At 69.1% G+C, this 16869-nt stretch carries 15 protein-coding genes and 1 tRNA gene; 9 read left to right on the plus strand and 7 right to left on the minus strand.

What is annotated here, in order from left to right; genetic code table 11:
* Positions 1-626: DUF5602 domain-containing protein (locus tag OEY_RS28585; protein ID WP_010594992.1), on the minus strand; the 626-nt coding region annotated here is incomplete at its 3' end.
* 135 nt (positions 627-761) lie between these two features.
* Here OEY_RS28585 and OEY_RS0116730 point away from each other — a divergent pair.
* From OEY_RS0116730 to OEY_RS0116765, 7 genes are all read left to right on the plus strand, one after another.
* A complete protein-coding gene (locus tag OEY_RS0116730) occupies positions 762-1193 on the plus strand; it encodes a Fur family transcriptional regulator (protein WP_010594993.1) in 432 nt (143 codons plus the stop codon).
* Positions 1194-1269: 76 nt separating this feature from the next.
* Positions 1270-2730 (plus strand): catalase, encoded by a 1461-nt coding sequence (locus tag OEY_RS0116735; protein ID WP_010594994.1) that lies wholly within the window; start codon positions 1270-1272, stop codon positions 2728-2730.
* A gap of 295 nt (positions 2731-3025) precedes the next feature.
* On the plus strand, positions 3026-3499 hold the full coding sequence (locus tag OEY_RS0116745) for a Dps family protein (RefSeq protein ID WP_010594995.1): 474 nt from the start codon (positions 3026-3028) through the stop codon (positions 3497-3499).
* A gap of 143 nt (positions 3500-3642) precedes the next feature.
* Positions 3643-4452, plus strand: coding sequence for a metal-dependent hydrolase (locus OEY_RS0116750; RefSeq protein WP_010594996.1), 810 nt, complete (start codon positions 3643-3645; stop codon positions 4450-4452).
* Positions 4453-4539: 87 nt separating this feature from the next.
* On the plus strand, positions 4540-6315 hold the full coding sequence (locus tag OEY_RS0116755; RefSeq protein WP_010594997.1) for a cholesterol oxidase substrate-binding domain-containing protein: 1776 nt from the start codon (positions 4540-4542) through the stop codon (positions 6313-6315).
* 126 nt (positions 6316-6441) lie between these two features.
* A complete protein-coding gene (locus OEY_RS0116760; protein ID WP_010594998.1) occupies positions 6442-7887 on the plus strand; it encodes a family 43 glycosylhydrolase in 1446 nt (481 codons plus the stop codon).
* Positions 7888-7936: 49 nt separating this feature from the next.
* Complete coding sequence (locus OEY_RS0116765) at positions 7937-8683, plus strand: maleylpyruvate isomerase family mycothiol-dependent enzyme (protein ID WP_010594999.1); 747 nt, start codon at positions 7937-7939, stop codon at positions 8681-8683.
* A gap of 12 nt (positions 8684-8695) precedes the next feature.
* Here OEY_RS0116765 and OEY_RS0116770 read toward each other — a convergent pair whose 3' ends face one another.
* Both OEY_RS0116770 and OEY_RS0116775 read right to left on the minus strand, forming a co-directional pair.
* The gene (locus OEY_RS0116770; RefSeq protein ID WP_010595000.1) at positions 8696-9715 is read right to left on the minus strand and encodes an ABC transporter substrate-binding protein; all 1020 of its coding nucleotides are present in this window, start codon (positions 9713-9715) and stop codon (positions 8696-8698) included.
* Positions 9716-9795: 80 nt separating this feature from the next.
* On the minus strand, positions 9796-11016 hold the full coding sequence (locus tag OEY_RS0116775) for a fatty acid desaturase family protein (protein ID WP_010595001.1): 1221 nt from the start codon (positions 11014-11016) through the stop codon (positions 9796-9798).
* Between the two features lie 353 nt (positions 11017-11369).
* On the opposite strand from OEY_RS0116775, the gene OEY_RS0116780 reads away from it, so the two are divergent.
* Positions 11370-12125, plus strand: coding sequence for a TetR/AcrR family transcriptional regulator C-terminal domain-containing protein (locus OEY_RS0116780; protein WP_010595002.1), 756 nt, complete (start codon positions 11370-11372; stop codon positions 12123-12125).
* Here the strand turns inward: OEY_RS0116780 and OEY_RS0116785 are convergent.
* The 3 genes from OEY_RS0116785 to OEY_RS0116795 all read right to left on the minus strand — a co-directional run bounded on the left by OEY_RS0116785 (position 12100) and on the right by OEY_RS0116795 (position 13865).
* Positions 12100-12588 (minus strand): DUF5994 family protein, encoded by a 489-nt coding sequence (locus tag OEY_RS0116785; protein ID WP_010595003.1) that lies wholly within the window; start codon positions 12586-12588, stop codon positions 12100-12102. The two genes, OEY_RS0116780 and OEY_RS0116785, sit on opposite strands and share 26 nt — an antisense overlap.
* Before the next feature lie 195 nt (positions 12589-12783).
* Positions 12784-12857: transfer RNA gene (locus OEY_RS0116790), tRNA-Pro, on the minus strand.
* 54 nt (positions 12858-12911) lie between these two features.
* A complete protein-coding gene (locus tag OEY_RS0116795; RefSeq protein ID WP_010595004.1) occupies positions 12912-13865 on the minus strand; it encodes a metallophosphoesterase in 954 nt (317 codons plus the stop codon).
* Between the two features lie 65 nt (positions 13866-13930).
* Between OEY_RS0116795 and OEY_RS0116800 the strand changes: the two genes are divergently transcribed.
* Positions 13931-14407 (plus strand): GatB/YqeY domain-containing protein, encoded by a 477-nt coding sequence (locus OEY_RS0116800; RefSeq protein WP_010595005.1) that lies wholly within the window; start codon positions 13931-13933, stop codon positions 14405-14407.
* 55 nt (positions 14408-14462) lie between these two features.
* On the opposite strand, the gene OEY_RS0116805 is transcribed toward OEY_RS0116800, so the two are convergent.
* Entirely contained in the window at positions 14463-16814 is a 2352-nt protein-coding gene (locus tag OEY_RS0116805) for a penicillin-binding protein (protein ID WP_010595006.1), read from the minus strand.
* Positions 16815-16869 lie beyond the last annotated feature (55 nt).

The raw sequence follows: 16869 nt of genomic DNA on the forward strand, positions 1-16869 counted from the left end.
GGTTCGACGAATGTCCATTCGCCGTCCCAGGATCCCTCGATGAGGATCTGGGTGAAGTCGTACTGTCCGGGTGCGATCGGCAGGGTGCCGTCGACCCAGTGCATCCCCATCTGCGGGACGAGTGCCACCTCCGGCGGGCCGGCGGGAACGTAGTCCGCAGGCATGTACCGTGGTTCGGGCATGTTGGCCGCCGACTCGGCGTATCCCGGTGCGGCCGGGTCGATCTCGTCGACCTTCTCGGCGGGGATCATATAGAAGTGGATGTCGAAGTGGGGCTGGTCGAACAATCCCACCGGTTCGTGCCCGTGCGGGTTCCAGTCCAGGGTCAGGTGGTCGAAGGCCGTCTCGTCCGCCTCGGCCGGGAACTCGAGCGTGTGCACCTCGAGGGCGTCGGCGAGCCCGTCGAGTGCCGTCGCCGAGAAGCGCAGCCCGATCGCCTGGGGTGTGCCGTCGTCGCCCGACTCGACATAGGTCCGTGCAGTGCCGTCGCCGACATCGACGGTGGGCCCGTAGGAGTAGGGCTCCGACTCCGAGTCGGAACCGCTGGAGCAGCCGAGCAGCAGGGTGAGCGCGGTGCCGGCCGCGATCGCGATCCCGGAGGCGCGAGAAATCGGGATGGTGCGCATGGCGGACCTCTTCCGGTGGGCTGAGAAGCAGGGTAGACCGCACCGAGGGGTCCGTTGTGTGGAATCGGAGGATCGTGCTCGCACCGATCTCGCCCATTTTCTTGACCTATTCCAGAAAAGGGGCATACTGGGGTCATGCACCGAACGGACGAGCCTGTCGACATCCCGGCGCAACTGCGCGCCGCGGGTCTGCGGGTGACTGCTCCGCGCGTTGCCGTGCTCGGCGCGGTTGCCGCGCACCCGCATTCCGATGCGGACGAGATCGCGGTCGCGGTGCGGAGCGAACTCGGCTCCGTCTCCACGCAGGCGGTGTACGACGTGCTCAAGGCGTGTGTCGGGGCCGGGCTACTGCGCCGCATCGAACCCGCCGGCTCACCCGCCCGGTACGAGACCAGGATCGGCGACAACCACCACCACCTGGTGTGCCGCAACTGCGGCGCGGTGACCGATATCGACTGCGTCGTCGGAGCGGTCCCGTGCCTCGTGCCCTCGGACGATCACGGATTCGCCGTCGACGAGGCCGAAGTGACGTTCTGGGGTCTGTGCCCCGATTGTCGAGAATCCTAGTTCAGCAACGCTTTTCCCTCCGCCACCACCGCATCCCGCGGTGGTGTGGCGGGCACCCTTCCTCAGGAGGATCACCATGACGAATCCCCGCCCCACCACGACCGGCGTCGGTATCCCCGTCGCGAGCGACGACGAATCGCTCACCGCCGGAACGCAGGGCCCCATCCTGCTGCACGACCACTACCTGCTCGAGAAGCTCGCCCAGTTCAACCGGGAACGGGTCCCGGAGCGCGTCGTGCACGCCAAGGGCGGCGGCGCGTTCGGCGAACTCGTCGTCACGAACGACGTCAGTGCGTACACCGCGGCGAAGCTGTTCCAGCCCGGCACGAGAACCGAATCCCTCGTGCGGTTCTCGACGGTGGCCGGGGAGCAGGGCAGTCCCGACACGTGGCGTGACCCGCGCGGATTCGCGGTGAAGTTCTACACCGGGGACGGCAACTACGACCTCGTCGGCAACAACACCCCGGTGTTCTTCGTCAAGGACCCGATCAAGTTCCCCGACTTCATCCACTCCCAGAAGCGGCTGCCCGGTTCGGGACTGCGCGACCACACCATGCAGTGGGACTTCTGGACGTTGCGTCCCGAGACCGCGCACCAGGTGACGTGGCTGATGGGTGACCGGGGCATCCCCCGAACCTGGCGCCACATGGACGGTTTCGGCTCCCATACCTACCAGTGGGTCAACGCCGAAGGGGAGCGGTTCTGGGTCAAGTACCACTTCAAGACGAACCAGGGCATCGAGTTCCTCACCCAGGCCGAAGCCGACCGGCTCGCCGGTACCGACCCGGACTACCATCGCGCCGATCTCCACGACGCGATCGAGCGGGGCGAGTTCCCCAGCTGGACGCTGAAGGTGCAGATCATGCCCGTGGCCGAGGCGGAGGGGTATCGCTTCAACCCGTTCGACCTGACCAAGGTGTGGTCCCAGCGTGACTACCCGCTGATCGAGGTCGGCACCTGGACGCTGAACCGCAACCCGCGCAACTTCTTCGCCGAGATCGAGCAGGCCGCGTTCGCGCCGTCGAACATCGTGCCGGGCATCGGACTGTCGCCGGACAAGATGCTGCTCGGCCGGGTGTTCTCCTATGCCGACGCGCACCGCTACCGCATCGGCGCGAACCACGCGCAGCTGCCGGTCAACGCGCCGAAGAACGAGGTGAACTCGTACTCGCAGGACGGCGCCATGCGGTACTCGTTCAACGACGCGGGCACCCCGGTGTATGCGCCGAACAGCTTCGGCGGCCCGCACGCCGACCCGCAGCTCGCCGGCGACGAAGGTCTGTGGGAGTTCGGCACCGAGGCGGTACGGGCCGGCTACATCCGGCATGCCGAGGACGACGACTTCGGTCAGGCCGGCACGCTCGTGCGCGAGGTGCTCGACGACGCCGCTCGGGAGCGGCTGGTGGGCAACATCGTCGGACACATCCTCGGCGGAACCTCGGAGGCGTTGTACGGCCGGATCTTCGAATACTGGTCGAATGTCGACACCGACCTCGGAAAGAAGATCGAGGAGGGTGTCCGGTCGGGCCGGGCCTGACCGCGCGTCAGAGCAAGCCCCACCAGTAGAGGAGGGTGGCCAGTATCCACACGACGACCGTCTGCATCTCTTTGTCCTCCCTCGATGCGGATTCTTCCTCCATCATCCGCCCGCGGGGGCACGGCCGCCACGGACACTCCGAGAACAGGGAGTCCCGTGTCCACTTCGTTGCCTGCGGCCGCAGGGAACCAGGCCACCGCCTCGGGCGTTGAAACAGGGCAGTATGTCCGAAGTACGACCGGCGCGACGTCCGTCGCCGCCGGGAGGCACATCGACACCGATAGGAGCTCGGATCATGACCGGACCCATCACCAGCACGCTGAATCCGGACCAGCAGAAGATCGCGGGGGATGCTCTGCAGGACACCCTGGTCGACATGATCGACCTGAGCTTGATCGCCAAGCAGGCGCACTGGAACGTCGTCGGCCCCCAGTTCCGCAGCCTGCACCTCGCCCTGGACGAGATCGTCACGGCCGCCCGGACCTACACCGACGAGGTGGCGGAGCGGCTCACGGCGATCGGCGTCAGCCCGGACGGACGGGCCACGACCGTCGCCCAGGACTCGGGCACCAAGGGGTTCGGTGCGGGTTGGACCAAGGACGAGCAGGTCGTCGCGTCGATCACCGACAACCTCTCGGCCGTCATCGGCCGCCTGCGCGAGCGCATCGCGGCGACGGACGAGGCGGACCCGGTCACGCAGGACCTGCTCATCGCCCAGACCGCCGGTCTCGAGCAGACGCATTGGATGTGGCAGGCCCAGCTCGCCTGAGCCGGTACCTCCCTCAGGGCCACCCGTTCCCGCGGGTGGCCCTTCGTGTGTTCCGGGCGATCGAACACCTGTGTTACTGGAGTGTCGGATGTGATTGCTACGTTGGCACCGGTCCGTTCTCCGATCGAAAGGTGCCTGCAGCGATGGTCATGGGTCCTACCCACGCGGTGTCCGGGGCGCTGGTCGGCCTCCTCGTCGCCGACGTGCTGCCCCCGGAGTGGGGTGGACCCGGCTCCACGGCGGAGACCTTCGCGTTCGCCGCGGTCTGCGCCGGCTCAGCCCTGCTGCCGGATCTCGACACCCCGCAGTCGACGGTGGCGCGGTCCTTCGGGCCGGTCAGTCAGGTGGCGGCGCGCGGCATCGACAACCTCTCGCTCGGCTACTACACGCTCACCAAGGGCCGTCGTGACCGTAGCCGCCGGGGTGGCCATCGCACGCTGACGCACACGGCCCTGTTCGCGGCCCTGCTGGGGGCGGGGGTGTCCATGCTCGTCGCCCGGTTCGACCGGGTCGCGGTCGTCGCCGTCCTGTTCGTCACGCTCGGCCTGGCGCTGCGCGGGCTCGCGGACGGCTGGGCCAAGCGCAACGGGTGGCTCGTGGTGACCGCGACCTCGGCGGTGTTGTCGGTGCTCATGTGGAACTGGTTCCCCGGCGAGGTGGGTTCGGTGGGCCTCGGGGTGGCGGTAGCGCTCGGATGCGCGACGCACTGCCTGGGCGACGCCGTCACCAAGGAGGGCATCCCGTTTCTCGCGCCGTTCGTGCCCTGGCGCGGCGAACGCTGGTGGGAGATCCGGATGCCCGGGTTCCTCGCCATCCGCGCCGGCGGCGCGTTCGAGCTGGCGATCCTCGGCCCGGCGCTGACGATCGCCGCGGTCGCGATAGCGGTGTGGTCGATCGACGGCGCGCCGGAACTCCTGCGCGAAGCCGTCGGGGTGTCGCGCGCCGGCAGCTGACGCGGATTTCGGAACCACTGGCATCGAAAGAGAACTTGTTCTATTTTTGCTCTGTTTCTGCCTCTCGCCAGATCGGAGCCCAGCCCGGTGAAAGCCCGCGATGCCCGGACGGACGGCGACCCCGTCTCCACCACGACCCTCAGCCGACGAGGCTTTCTCGGCGCCGCCGGTGCCGTGGGATTGACCGGTCTCGCCTGGAAACCCGCCGGCGCAGTCCCGGTCGGTGATCCGCGCGCCACCATTCCGGCGCCCCCGGCATTCCCCGCGGATATCCCGCTGGCCCAGCAGCGCTTCGAGAACTGGGCCCGGACGATCCGCTTCGACGCGGTGTGGACCGCGACCGCACGCGATGCGCACGACGTTGTGCGCATCGCCGACTGGGCCCGCGCCCACGGCTACCGCGTCCGCCCGCGGGGCACCATGCACAGCTGGAGCCCGCTGACCGTCGTGCCCGGCGAGAGCGTCGAGAAGATCGTGCTGATCGACACGATGGCGCACCTGAACGCCGTCACCGTCGATCCCGCAGGAACGCCCGCCACCGTCACCGCCGGCGCGGGCGCGAGCATCGAATCGATCCTCACCGCGCTGGAGCAGCACGGCCTCGGGTGGGCCAATACGCCGGCCATCGGCGACATCACCATCGCCGGAGCGCTGTCGATCGGCGCGCACGGCGCCACCTATCCGGCGGCGGGGGAGCGGGCGATCCCCGGCCAGTCGTTCGGCTCCCTGTCGAACCTCGTCGTCGCCCTCACCGCCGTCGTGTGGAACGGCGCCGCCGGCGCCTACGAACTGCGCGAGTTCCGTCGGTCCGAACCCGAGATCACGCCCCTGCTCGCCCACCTGGGCCGCAGCTTCGTCACCTCGGTGACCCTGCAGGCCGGGGCCAACTACCGGCTGCGCTGCCAGAGCTTCACCGACGTGCCGTGGCAGGAACTGTTCGCCCCGCCCGGCGCTCCGGGCCGCACCTTCGAGCGGTTCGTCGAGGAGTCCGGCCGAGTGGAGGCGATCTGGTTCCCCTTCACGCAGACGCCGTGGTTGAAGATCTGGTCGGTGTGCCCCGAGAAGCCGCCGACCGCGCGCGAGGTGCACGGGCCGTACAACTACTTCTTCTCCGACAGCATCCCCGAGGAGGTCACCACGCCTCTCGGTCAGGTGGCGAGCGGGATGCAGGCCGCCACCCCGGCCTTCGGCGCCGCCCAGTTCGGGGCCGTCGCCGCCGGTCTCGCCGCCACCGGCACCGCCGACCTGTGGGGCTGGTCGAAGGACCTGTTGTTCTATCTGCGGGCCACCACGCTGCGCGTCGTCGCCGGCGGCGGGGTGGTCCTCACGCGGCGGGCGAACATCGCCCGCGTCATCCACGAGTTCACCACGTGGTTGCACGAACGGATGACCCACTACGCCTCGCTCGGGCAGTATCCGGTCAACATGCCGTTCGAGGTGCGCCTGTGCACCGTGGACGATCAGTCGGAGGTGCTCGTCGAGTCGGCGGGCCCGCCGAACCTGTCGGCCGTCCGTCCCCGTCCCGACCGGCCCGAGTGGGACACGGCCATCTGGATGAACGTCGTCTCCGTTCCCGGCACCGCGGGACAGTCCGCCTTCTTCCAGGAGATGGAGCAGTGGATGGCCGACCATTACTCCGGTGACTACGCGACCTTCCGGTCGGAGTGGTCGAAGGGCTGGGCGTTCGACGCGGCGGGCGGATACCGGGATCCGAGGTTTCTCGGTGAGGTCGTCCCGGCGATGTACCGCACCGGACTGTCCGCCGACGAGGGCTGGGACGCGGCGCGCGCGTCGTTCGACCGGCACGACCCGCATCGGGTGTTCACCAACGGATTCCTCGATCGGTTGCTGCCGCCGGTGTGAGGCGCGGGACCGGTCCGAGGGCACGGTTCGGTTTCGATCCCGCCGCTTCCGTCGTTCACAACTCTCACATCAGTCACATCCGTATACATTTGCCCCGTTCCATGTGGGTGCGACGGTGGGAGCGACGTGCGGAAGTTCGAGACGGGGAAGAACGCGGGAGGCACGCACTCGGCGCGGCGCCACGTCCGTCGGGGGGCCGCCGCCGCAGCGCTGCTCGCCTGTCTGATCGCACCGGCGCCGTCGGCCGCGGCGAACCCGATCGTCGAGCCGGTGGCGGCCGACCCCAGCATCGTGCGGGCATCCGACGGGGCGTACTACATGTACACGACGGGTGACGACTGGGGCGACGGCCGGGGCCTGCGCGGGATGTCCGTCTTCACGTCCTTCGACCTCACGGACTGGAAGTACGTCGACGACGTGTTCTCCGAGATTCCCACCTGGCACCCGCCGGACAACTACGTGTGGGCTCCCCACGTGATCGAGTCGGACTCCGGCTACAGCCTCTACTACGCGCTCCCGGACGGGGCGAATCCGTGCATCGGTCTCGCCACCGCACCCGGACCGGCCGGCCCGTGGACCGACCTGGGTCGTCCCGTGTTCTGCGCCGAGGACGTCGGAGTCCAGGGCACGATCGATCCGTTCGTATGGGACGACGGCACGACGAAGACGATGTTCGTCGGGAATTTCAAAGGCGTCTACGCCATCCCGCTGAATGCGGAGGGAACCGCGCCTGCCGGCGAACCGGTCCGGGTCGCGGACGAACGCTTCGAGGGACCACACGTCGAACATCGCGACGGCTACTACTACCTGTTCCTCTCCTCCGGCCACTGCTGCAACGGCGCCGACACCGCCTACCGGGTCCTCGTCGGCCGGTCCGAGTCGTTGACCGGCCCGTACGTCGACCGCAAGGGCGACGATCTCGACGGCGGTGGCGGCGCGCTCATCCTGGCCGGCAGCGACCCGTGGGCAGGGCCCGGGCACAACACGGTGGTGACCGACGACGCCGGCGACGACTGGATCGTCTACCACGCGATTCCCCGCGACGATCTCCAGCTGCCCAGCGGCGCGCAGCGACGGGAGGGCATGATCGACCGGATCGTGTGGGCCAACGGCTGGCCGGAGATCGGCGACGGATCCCCGTCGTCGACCCGGCCCGCCGTTCCCCGAACGGATCTGCCCGTGCGCGTCTCCCTCACCGCGGACACGTCCACGACGCTGCCCGCGTCCGGCGGGGTGGTCGAGGCCACCCTGCTCGTCGAAGCACCCGACGACGCGCCCTACACGGGGCAGGTGTGGGCCGGGGCGGTCCGCCCGAACGGCGAGGAAGGCGAGCCGGTCCTGGACCCGATCGACGTCGATCTGGCCGCGGGGGAAACCCTCGAGGAGCGGATCGCGTTCACGGTGAGCGACGGTGCGGCGAACGGCACGTATGGTCTGTACGCGTTCGCCGGCACCCACGGCGGGGAGATCGTCGAGTTCGGTGCCGTCACCGCCCGCAAGTCCGACGGGCTCTCGGACGTCGGGGAGCCCGTCGACGTGATGACGCTGCGCGTGCGCGAGACGGCGCGCTGACAGGGGGCGCTCCGGCAGGAAGCAGGTGCCCGGGACGCATAATCGAGGCGTGGATCGAGCGTCCTATCCGAAGCTGTTGCGCGCGGACACCGAGCGGCTGGGCGCCCCCGGCGAAGGCCGGCTCGACCGGCCGGTCCCGACCTGCCCGCGCTGGTCCGTCGAGCGGCTTCTCGGGCACGTCGGCCGCGTGCACCGGAACGCGGCAGCCTGGCTGCGGACCGGCCGCCGCACCGAGATCCCACCCGCTCCGGCCGGGGCCGCCGTCCTCCCGTGGGTGCGGGACGGACTCGAGGAGTTGACGGAGGCCGTGCAGTCGGCCGACCCGCACGCCGACGAGCAGACCTTCGCCGGACCGCAGCCGGCGTCGTTCTGGGTCCGTCGCATGGCGGTCGAAACTGCGCTGCACCGGACCGACGCCGAGCTCGCCACGGGCGAGGGCACCACGCCCGTCGACACCGCACTGGCCGTCGAGGGCATCGACGAACTCTTCGGGGTGCTGCTCCCGTTCCGTGCCCTTGCCGGGACGGGGAGTGCCGGGTCGCCGTCCTGGTCTGGGAAGACGATGCACCTGCATGCGACCGACCCCGCCCTCGCCGCGGGCGAGGGCGAATGGTCGATCACCTTCGATGCCGACGAACCTTCCGTCGTCCACACCCACGCCGAGGGGGACGTCGCAGTCTGCGGGCCGGCGTCGGATCTGTTGCTCCTCCTGTGGAACCGGGCGTCCCTCGACCGGTTCGAGGTGTTCGGTGACGCCGCGTTGCTGACCCGTTGGCGCGACGAGGTGACGATCTGACGCCGATGTCGGTTACTGCCGTGCGAGCAATCGCTCGAGGTCGTCGAGAACGAGCATTGCGCCGGTCGGGCCGAGTGCGAGGAACCACGTCTCGTCGCTCACCGCGACGGCGCGCCCCTGCTGCACGGCTGTGAGGCTCGACCACAGCGGGCCGCCGACGACGGCCGCCTCGTCGGTTTCTCTGCCGTAGCTCGAGTAGAAGATCCGGTCGCCGTCCGCCTCCGTGATCGTTTCCGGGCTGACCTCGGCCGCAAGTTCCTCGATGTCCTGGACCGGCGGACGGCGCAGCCCGACGTCCTGCAGGATGACGCCGATGAACGAGAGGTTCCCGTACAGGCGGATCTTGCCGGACATGAACCGCACCAGCGAGATGCTCGGATCGCCCTGGATCGAGTCCCCCACCTCGGCGGCGCGGGTCTGATAGGCATTGAGGACCGACTCGGCCTTCTCCTCCTCGCCCAGCGCGTCCGCGACGAGCAGGAAATTCTCCTTCCACGGGAAACCGGGCCGGATCGAGAACACGGTCGGGGCGATGGCGGACAGCTGCGGGTACATCTTGTCCGCGCGGAGCTTGCTGCCGACGATCAGATCCGGCCGCAGCGTGCCGATGGCCTCGAGATCGAGGTTGTTGATCGTGCCCACGTCGGCGACGCCGGCGAGCCGGTCCGCGAGGTACGACGGCTGGTCCCCAGCGCCCTCGGGACTCGCGATGCCCACGGGAGTGAGGCCGAGGGAGAGGACGGCATCGAGCTCGCCGCCGTCGAGCACGACGACGCGCTGCGGCTTGACCGCGATCTCCGTCTCGCCGAGAGCGTGGGTGACGACCCGGGGGAACTGTCCGGGCGCCGCGTCGCTGCCGAGCTTCGCCGTCTCCTCGTCGGCGGTGGCGAACAGCCGGCCACCGGTGGCGACGTCGGCGTTGCCGGCGCCGGTGTCGCGGGTCGACTCGGCGGCGCCGCCGCAGGCCGCGACCGTGAAGGTGACGAGCAGGGCCGCGGCGGTGAGGCGGCCGAGGTGTCTGAGCTTGTTCATGAGGGGAGGCTATCCTCACGGCCTGCTCTTCCGTGGCCCCGCCCCGGATGGTCACCCCAATGCCGGGCAGGGTTCATCGCTCACCGGCGGTTGCGCCGGTCGAGGTGCAAGGTCCGCAGAACTGCCCGACGGCCGGGCCGAAGGGCCGCCGGCGGAACGACCGGCGCGGTAGCCGGGGAGCGGAACTTCAGTTCGGAGGCGGTTTCCGGGGCGTCATCGGAGGTCGCCCGCAGGAATCGATCGGGCAGCGCGAGCTTGTGGATCGTACGCAGAGTCAGAAGATACTGCCGCACAAGCGGACCCGTCGTGTACGGCAGATCGTACTTGTCGCACAGCGCCCGGACCTTCATGGAGATCTCTGCGTAGCGGTTGCTGGGAAGGTCCGGGAACAGATGATGCTCGATCTGGTAGCAGAGGTTGCCGCTCAGGAAAGCCATCACCGCGCCGGCGCGGAAATTGGCACTTCCGAGCATCTGCCGGAGATACCATTCCGCCCTCGTCTCGTGCTCGAGCTCGACGAGGGTGAACTTCTCGGCGCCGTCGGGAAAGTGCCCGCAGAAGATCACCACGTACGACCACAGGTTCCGGAGCAGATTCGCGACCAGATCGGCCGTCAGGGTACGCCGCCAGCGACGACCGCTGAGCGCGGGGAAGACCAGGTAGTCCTTCAGCGATTGGCGGACAAGCTTTCCCGTCAGTGCTCGCCGGTGGGCGGTCTTCTCGGCCTCGCTGCCGGCGTGCTCGTTCGCGGAATGCAGACCGTGCAGTGCGATCCCCCACTCGAAGGTGATTGCCAACAGCAGGTTTCGCAGCGGTTGCGCCAGATTGCCGGGCTGCCAAGGCTGGTCGCGGGTGATCCGGATGACGCCGAAGCCGAGGTCGTCGTCCACTCCGACGACGTTGTTGAAAACGTGGTGGCGGTAGTTGTGGGAGTACCGCCACTGCGAGGAGAGCCCGGCCATGTCCCACTCCCACGTCGTGGAGTGGATTTCCGGGTCGTTCATCCAGTCCCACTGCCCGTGCGAGACGTTGTGACCGATCTCCATGTTCTCCACGCTCTTGGCGACAGCGAGGGCTGCCACTCCGAGAACCCACCCGGCCCGAGCCCTGCTGGTGCAGATCAGCAGCCGTGCAGCGACATCCAGTGCACGCTGGAACGCGATCGTGCGCCGGATGTAGGCGGCGTCCGCCGCCCCGAGCGACTCGGCGACATCTCGGCGGATCTCGTTCATTTCGGTGCTCAGCGCCTCGACATCATCCGCGGTGAGGTGCGCATATTCCTTGATGTCGGAGATCGCCATGGTGTCCTTTCCGCATCGAGTTCGCAACGGGCGAGGTAGGATTCGGACCCCGCTGCGGGAGCGGATCAACGGTCGGTGCGGTGGCCCACCGCGGCGCACGTCGTCGAGTCACGTTCTCGGTAGCGGGGCGGCCACGACGCCGGTGCGTGTCGGTCGATTCGCGACGGGATCCGCGGGGCGCCCCGCCCGTTCCGGCGGTCACGACGAGCAGGACGTTCGGTCGCACAAGGTCGATCACGGCGGCCTCCCGAGGCCTGGGATGTAGGACCAGTCAACACCGCGTCATCGAGGGTGTCAACGCTGTAGACCTACAGCACAGGGCTACAGTGGACACGGACGGGAAGGAGTCCGTGATGCCGAAGACTCCCGCGGGCCGCCCGGTCGGACCCTGGGGCGGGAACATTCGGACCCGGGAAGCGATCCTCACGTCCGCGCTCGCGATCATCGATCGCGACGGCGTCGAGGGGCTCTCCATGCGCCGCCTCGGCAAGGCACTCGGCCGGGATCCGATGATCCTGTACCGCCACGCGCCGAACAAGGCCGCCCTCCTCGACGGAGTCGCCGAGATCGTCCTCGGGCAACTGTCCGTCGACCCCCAGGGCGGTGACTGGGAAGATCAACTACGAACGGTGGCAAGGGATTTCCGTCGACTGGCTCTCGACCACCCGCACGTGGTTCCGTTGCTGGTCACCCGCCCCTTGTCCACGCCCCTCGCGCTGCGTCCGCTCGGAACTCTGCGTCCCCTCGAAGGTATCCTGACCCTGCTCACCCGGGCCGGCTTCACTGCGGCCGACGCCCTGCATGTCTACCGGGCCTTGTTCGGGTTCCTTCACGGTCACGTCCTCGACGAGTTGCAGGAACTCGTCGAGCGGCCGGAGGAGTCCGACGACCTGCTCCGCCTGGGGCTGCATCGGCTACCGATCGGCGAGTTCCCCATCCTACGTAGTCTCGCGCCGATTCTGGCCTCCTACGACGGTGCCGCCGAGTTCGAGCGCGGCCTCGACGTCTTCTTTTCGGGCCTGACGGCCACACTGGACTCCGGGGGCGGCCGGTATCCGGACGAGCCGGCACCGCCGGCCGATCCTACGAATCCGCCAACGTGCGCATGATGCCGTAGGCGTGGTCCGGTTCGGTGTCGGGGGACAGGAGCACCAGCACGAGTTGGGTGCCGTTGCACCCGAGGAAGTACATCGTGTGCGGTGGTTGTCCGGGTGCCGGTTCGCGCAGGGCGGTGCCGCCCGAGTCGAGGGTGAACTCGTCGATTCGTTTTCGCGAGATCTGCAGGGCGTTCCAGTCGAAGCAGACCCGGGCCACGGGTCCGAGGCGCAGGACGAGCGCGGAGATCAGGTCGTCCAGCTCGTCGGTGAGGTTCGTGGTCCACGGGAACCAGGAGCCGTCGATCGAGGACGGTGGTGCGGAGTTCGGCCGGAGCAGGAAGCGCGGCGTGTGGGCCGGTGTGGGAAATCGGGCAGGCGGGCGGTGCGACGGCGCGGTGCGCTCGGGCGGCACGGAGCGATCGGGCGGCACGGAGCGATCGTCGGCGACGTGGGTGATGGCGTGGTTGTGCGTCATGAGACGCTCCTTGGGTGGCCTCGGGGAGGCCGGCTTGTCACCGGGAGGCGTCGAGCCGGATGCTCGAGACGGGAACGTGCCGGTCTGCTCACCGTACGTCACGATCACGGCGGACGTGCCGTGCCGAGAAACTGAGAACGAGATCGGGGCCTCTTCTCCGTGCGGAGAAGAGGCCCCGATCAGGTTCTTCGCGAGTCGGGGTGGCGGGATTCGAACCCACGACCTCTTCGTCCCGAACGAAGCGCGCTACCAAGCTGCGCCACACCCCGTTTCGAACCTCGGTCAGCTTACAGCACGATGGGGTTGACGGTTAAATCGCCTGGTCAGCGCGGCGAAAACGTACTCCGGGTACCCGCGTCCGCGGTGCTTCGAGCCTGCTCCCGCGGTGCCGGAACCAGCGTCAGCAGCGTCGCCTCGGGACGGCACCAGAACCGGGCGGGTGCCGTCGGTGACGTGCCGATGCCCGCCGAGACGTGCAACCGCATGTGCGACCCCCAGCGCGACGGGCCCTTGACCCGCGACCGGTCCAGCCCGCAGTTGGTCACCAGCGCGCCGACCAGCGGCAGGCACAGTTGACCACCGTGGGTATGACCCGCCATCACCAGGTCGTACCCGTCGTCCGCGAACCGGTCCAGCACCCGCGGTTCGGGCGAGTGGGTCAGCCCCAGCCGCAGATCCGCCGCCGGATTCGCGGGACCGGCGACGGTGTCGTACCGGTCCCGGTCGATGTGCGGGTCGTCGACACCGGCTGCGCTGATGCGCACCCCGGCGATCTCGAGCTCGCGTCGCACGTGCGTGACGTCGAGCCAGCCGCGCTCGCTGAACGCGGCGCGCAGATCACTCCAGGGCAGTGGCGCGCCGTGCACGCGCTCGTGGTTGCGGTCGAAGTACTTCAGCGGGTTCTTCACCCGCGGCCCGAAGTAGTCGTTGCTGCCGAAGACGAACAGCCCCGGCCGGGCGAGCAGACCGCCGAGCGCCTGCACGACGGCGGGGACCGCCTTCGGATGCGCGAGATTGTCACCGGTGTTGATCACCAGGTCGGGTTCGAGGCGGTCGAGCTCGCGAAGCCAGTTCTGCTTGAGCCGCTGCCCGGGCGTCATGTGGATGTCGCTCAGGTGCAGCACTCGCAGCGTCGAGGCGTCCGGCGCGAGCACCGGCAGCGTCACCTCCCGCAGAGCGAAGGCGTTGCGCTCGACGAGCGTCGCGTAGCCGAGGCCGAGGACAGCGGCACCGGCCGCGCCGATCGCGGCACGTCGGAGAGTAGGAACGTCTGGCACGTCTCCAGCGTACCGCCGGGGCTCGTCCGTGCACGGGTTCGCAGGGCACCGCGTAGCGTCGAGGCATGTCCGAGACCACGTCCTCGCTCAAAGCCACGCTCCGCGCCGACCTCACGTCCGCGATGAAGGACAAGGATGCGCTGCGCACCAACACGCTGCGCATGTTGCTCGCCGCCGTCCAGACCGAAGAAGTCGCCGGCAAGCAGGCACGCGATCTCACCGACGAGGAAGTCGTGAAGGTGCTCGCGCGCGAAGCGAAGAAGCGCGGCGAAGCCGCCGAGGTGTATACCGAGAACGGCCGCGGGGAACTGGCGGCGAAAGAGCACGCCGAGGCCCGCATCATCGACGGGTACCTGCCGACCCCGCTCACCGACGCCGAACTGGCCGACGTGGTGGACACCGCCCTCGCCCAGGTCGCCGAGGAGATCGGGGAGCGGCCGGGGCCCCGGCAGATGGGTCAGGTCATGAAGGCGGCGACCGCGATCGCCGCCGGGAAGACCGACGGCAAGCGCCTGTCCGCCGCCGTCAAGTCGCGCCTGTAGACCGCACCGGTAGACGACGGCGCCGCCCGGTCGTCGCGCGACCGGGCGGCGCCGGTCATCGTCCCGGGATGGGTGCCGGCGCGGCCGGCACCGTCGTGTCCGGTACCCGGCTCTCGCTCGGCCGGGCCGGTGTCGCACTCGGGCTCGGCGGCGCGGCGCGCACCGACCCGTCGCTGACGAAGATCGTCACCGTCGAGCCGGGGACGGCGGAACCGGACGGCGAGACCGAGGCGACGGTGCCACTGCGGCCTTCCGCCTTGACGGTCGTCTCCGTCACCTGGAACCCGGCGTCGATCAGGCGCTGGCTGGCCTGCTGCCGGTTCAGGCCCACGACGTTGGGGACCTGCGCGTTGCCGGCGCCGCGCACGTACTTCTGATCCACGGGGGGCAGCTCGGTGGGGCCGAACTTGTTCGCGACCGGCAGCAGCGCATCGAACCACGTGCGTGCGGGCTCGGTGCCGCCGAAGAGGTTGCCGTCGTAGCAGGGGCGCACCGGCCCGGAACAGATCTGCCCCGGCGTAGGCGAGTCACCGTACGTGTAGACGGATCCGGCGAGATTGTTGGTGAAACCGAGGAAGGCCGAGGACATGTGCGACTCGGTGGTTCCCGTCTTGGCCGACACCGGCAGGTTCCAGCCCACCGAGCCGGCCGCGCCGGCCGCCGTGCCGCCACCCGACGTGTCCTTGCCCAGGGCGTTCGCGAGCGTGTCGGCCAGGCCCGGTTCGACGACCTGTTCGCAGGCCTGCTGGGTGATCGGCACGGGCTTGCCCTCGCGGTCGAACACCGCGTCGATCGGCGTGGGCGGGCACCACTTGCCGTGGGAGGCGAGCGTCGCCGCGACGTTGGACAGCTCCAGCGGGTTGACCCAGGTGGGTCCCAGGGTGAACGAACCGAGGTGCTGCGCCTTCTGCATCTCGGACATGCTCTGCTCGCCGAAACCGGAGGAATTGGGCTGGGCGTAGGAGCGCAGACCGAGCCGCACCGACATGTCGACGACGGAGTCCACCCCGGTGGCCTCGATCAGCTTGACGAAGGCGGTGTTGGGGGACTGCGCCAGCGCGTCCGTCACCGACAGCTTCGGCGGGTACGGCGCGGCGTTCTCGACGCAGTAGGTGGCCGGCGGGCACCCGGGGGCGCCGCCGTCACCGAGACCGCGGGCGTTGTAGCGGGCCGGCACGTCCAGCACGGCACTCGTGCCGAGGCCCTTCTCCATCGCCGCGGCCACCGTGAAGATCTTGAACACCGAGCCGGCGCCGTGACCGGTCAGCGAGTACGGCTGCGGCTGCACCGTCTGGTTGGCCTCGCCGTCGAGACCGTACACGCGGCTCGACCCCATCGCGAGGACACGATGCGAATCCTCCCCGGGCCGGATCACGTTCATCACCGTGGCGACGTCCTCGACGGTCGGGCTCGTGAACTTGTCCAGCGACGACTTGACCGAGTTCTGGATCTCGGGGTCGAGCGTGGTGCGGATGAGATATCCGCCCTTGTCGATCTGTTCGCGGGACAACCCGGCCTCGGCCAGGTACTGCAGCGCGTACTCGCAGAAGAACCCCCGGTCGCCCGCGGCGATGCACCCGCGCGGCAGGGTCTTCGGCTCGGGCAGGACGCCGAGCGGCTGCTCCTTCGCGGCGCGGATCTCGGCGGCGCGCTCGGGGATGTTCTGGATCATCGTGTCGAGCACGACGTTGCGCCGCGCCAGCACGCCGTCCGGATTGGTGTACGGGTTCAGCGCGGAACTGGACTGCACCATGCCGGCGAGCATCGCGGACTGGGTGACGTTCAGGTCCTTCGCGTCGATGCCGAAGTACGTCTGCGCGGCGTCCTGCACGCCGAAGGATCCGTTCCCGAACGGCACGAGGTTCAGGTAGCGGGTGAGGATCTCGTCCTTGGTCAGCTCGTCGTCGAGCGTCAGCGCCATCCGGATCTCCCGGATCTTGCGCGCGGGCGTCGTCTCGATCGCGGCGCGGCGTTCGGCGTCGGTCTTGGCGACCACGTGCAGCAGGTAGTTCTTCACGTACTGCTGGTCGATCGTGGACGCGCCCTGCTCGACCTGCCCGCTGGTGGTGTTGGTGAGGAAGGCGCGGATGGTGCCCTGCCAGTCGACACCCTGGTGTTCGGCGAAGCGCTTGTCCTCGATGGAGACGATGGCGAGCTTCATCTCGTTGGAGATCTGGTCGCTCGGCACCTCGAACCGGCGCTGGTCGTAGAGCCAGGCGATGGGTGTGCCCGCGGCGTCGGTCATGGTGGTGACCGCGGGCACCACCCCCTCGACGAGTTCGGCGGAACTGTTGTCCACCGTGTCCGCGGCGCGGTTCGAGACGTAGCCGAACCCCCCGGCCGCCGGGAACATCACACCGGCCAGCAGGACTCCGCCCAGTGCCGTGCATCCTGCGAGCTTCGCCACCGTTTTTCCGATCGACACGCCTACACAGTACGTGCCGCGGCGGAGCACGGACCCC

Source organism: Rhodococcus sp. P14 (assembly GCF_000256505.1).
Classification (GTDB): domain Bacteria; phylum Actinomycetota; class Actinomycetes; order Mycobacteriales; family Mycobacteriaceae; genus Rhodococcus; species Rhodococcus ruber.

Bases quoted from the DNA above. Each gene is read 5' to 3' on its own strand.
- OEY_RS0116800 (WP_010595005.1), top strand. From the start codon at position 13,931: ATGTCCGAGACCACGTCCTCGCTCAAAGCCACGCTCCGCGCCGACCTC.
- OEY_RS0116775 (WP_010595001.1), bottom strand. From the start codon at position 11,016: ATGGCGATCTCCGACATCAAGGAATATGCGCACCTCACCGCGGATGAT.
- OEY_RS0116785 (WP_010595003.1), bottom strand. From the start codon at position 12,588: ATGACGCACAACCACGCCATCACCCACGTCGCCGACGATCGCTCCGTG.
- OEY_RS0116745 (WP_010594995.1), top strand. From the start codon at position 3,026: ATGACCGGACCCATCACCAGCACGCTGAATCCGGACCAGCAGAAGATC.
- OEY_RS0116770 (WP_010595000.1), bottom strand. From the start codon at position 9,715: ATGAACAAGCTCAGACACCTCGGCCGCCTCACCGCCGCGGCCCTGCTC.
- OEY_RS0116750 (WP_010594996.1), top strand. From the start codon at position 3,643: ATGGTCATGGGTCCTACCCACGCGGTGTCCGGGGCGCTGGTCGGCCTC.
- OEY_RS0116735 (WP_010594994.1), top strand. From the start codon at position 1,270: ATGACGAATCCCCGCCCCACCACGACCGGCGTCGGTATCCCCGTCGCG.
- OEY_RS0116780 (WP_010595002.1), top strand. From the start codon at position 11,370: ATGCCGAAGACTCCCGCGGGCCGCCCGGTCGGACCCTGGGGCGGGAAC.
- OEY_RS0116730 (WP_010594993.1), top strand. From the start codon at position 762: ATGCACCGAACGGACGAGCCTGTCGACATCCCGGCGCAACTGCGCGCC.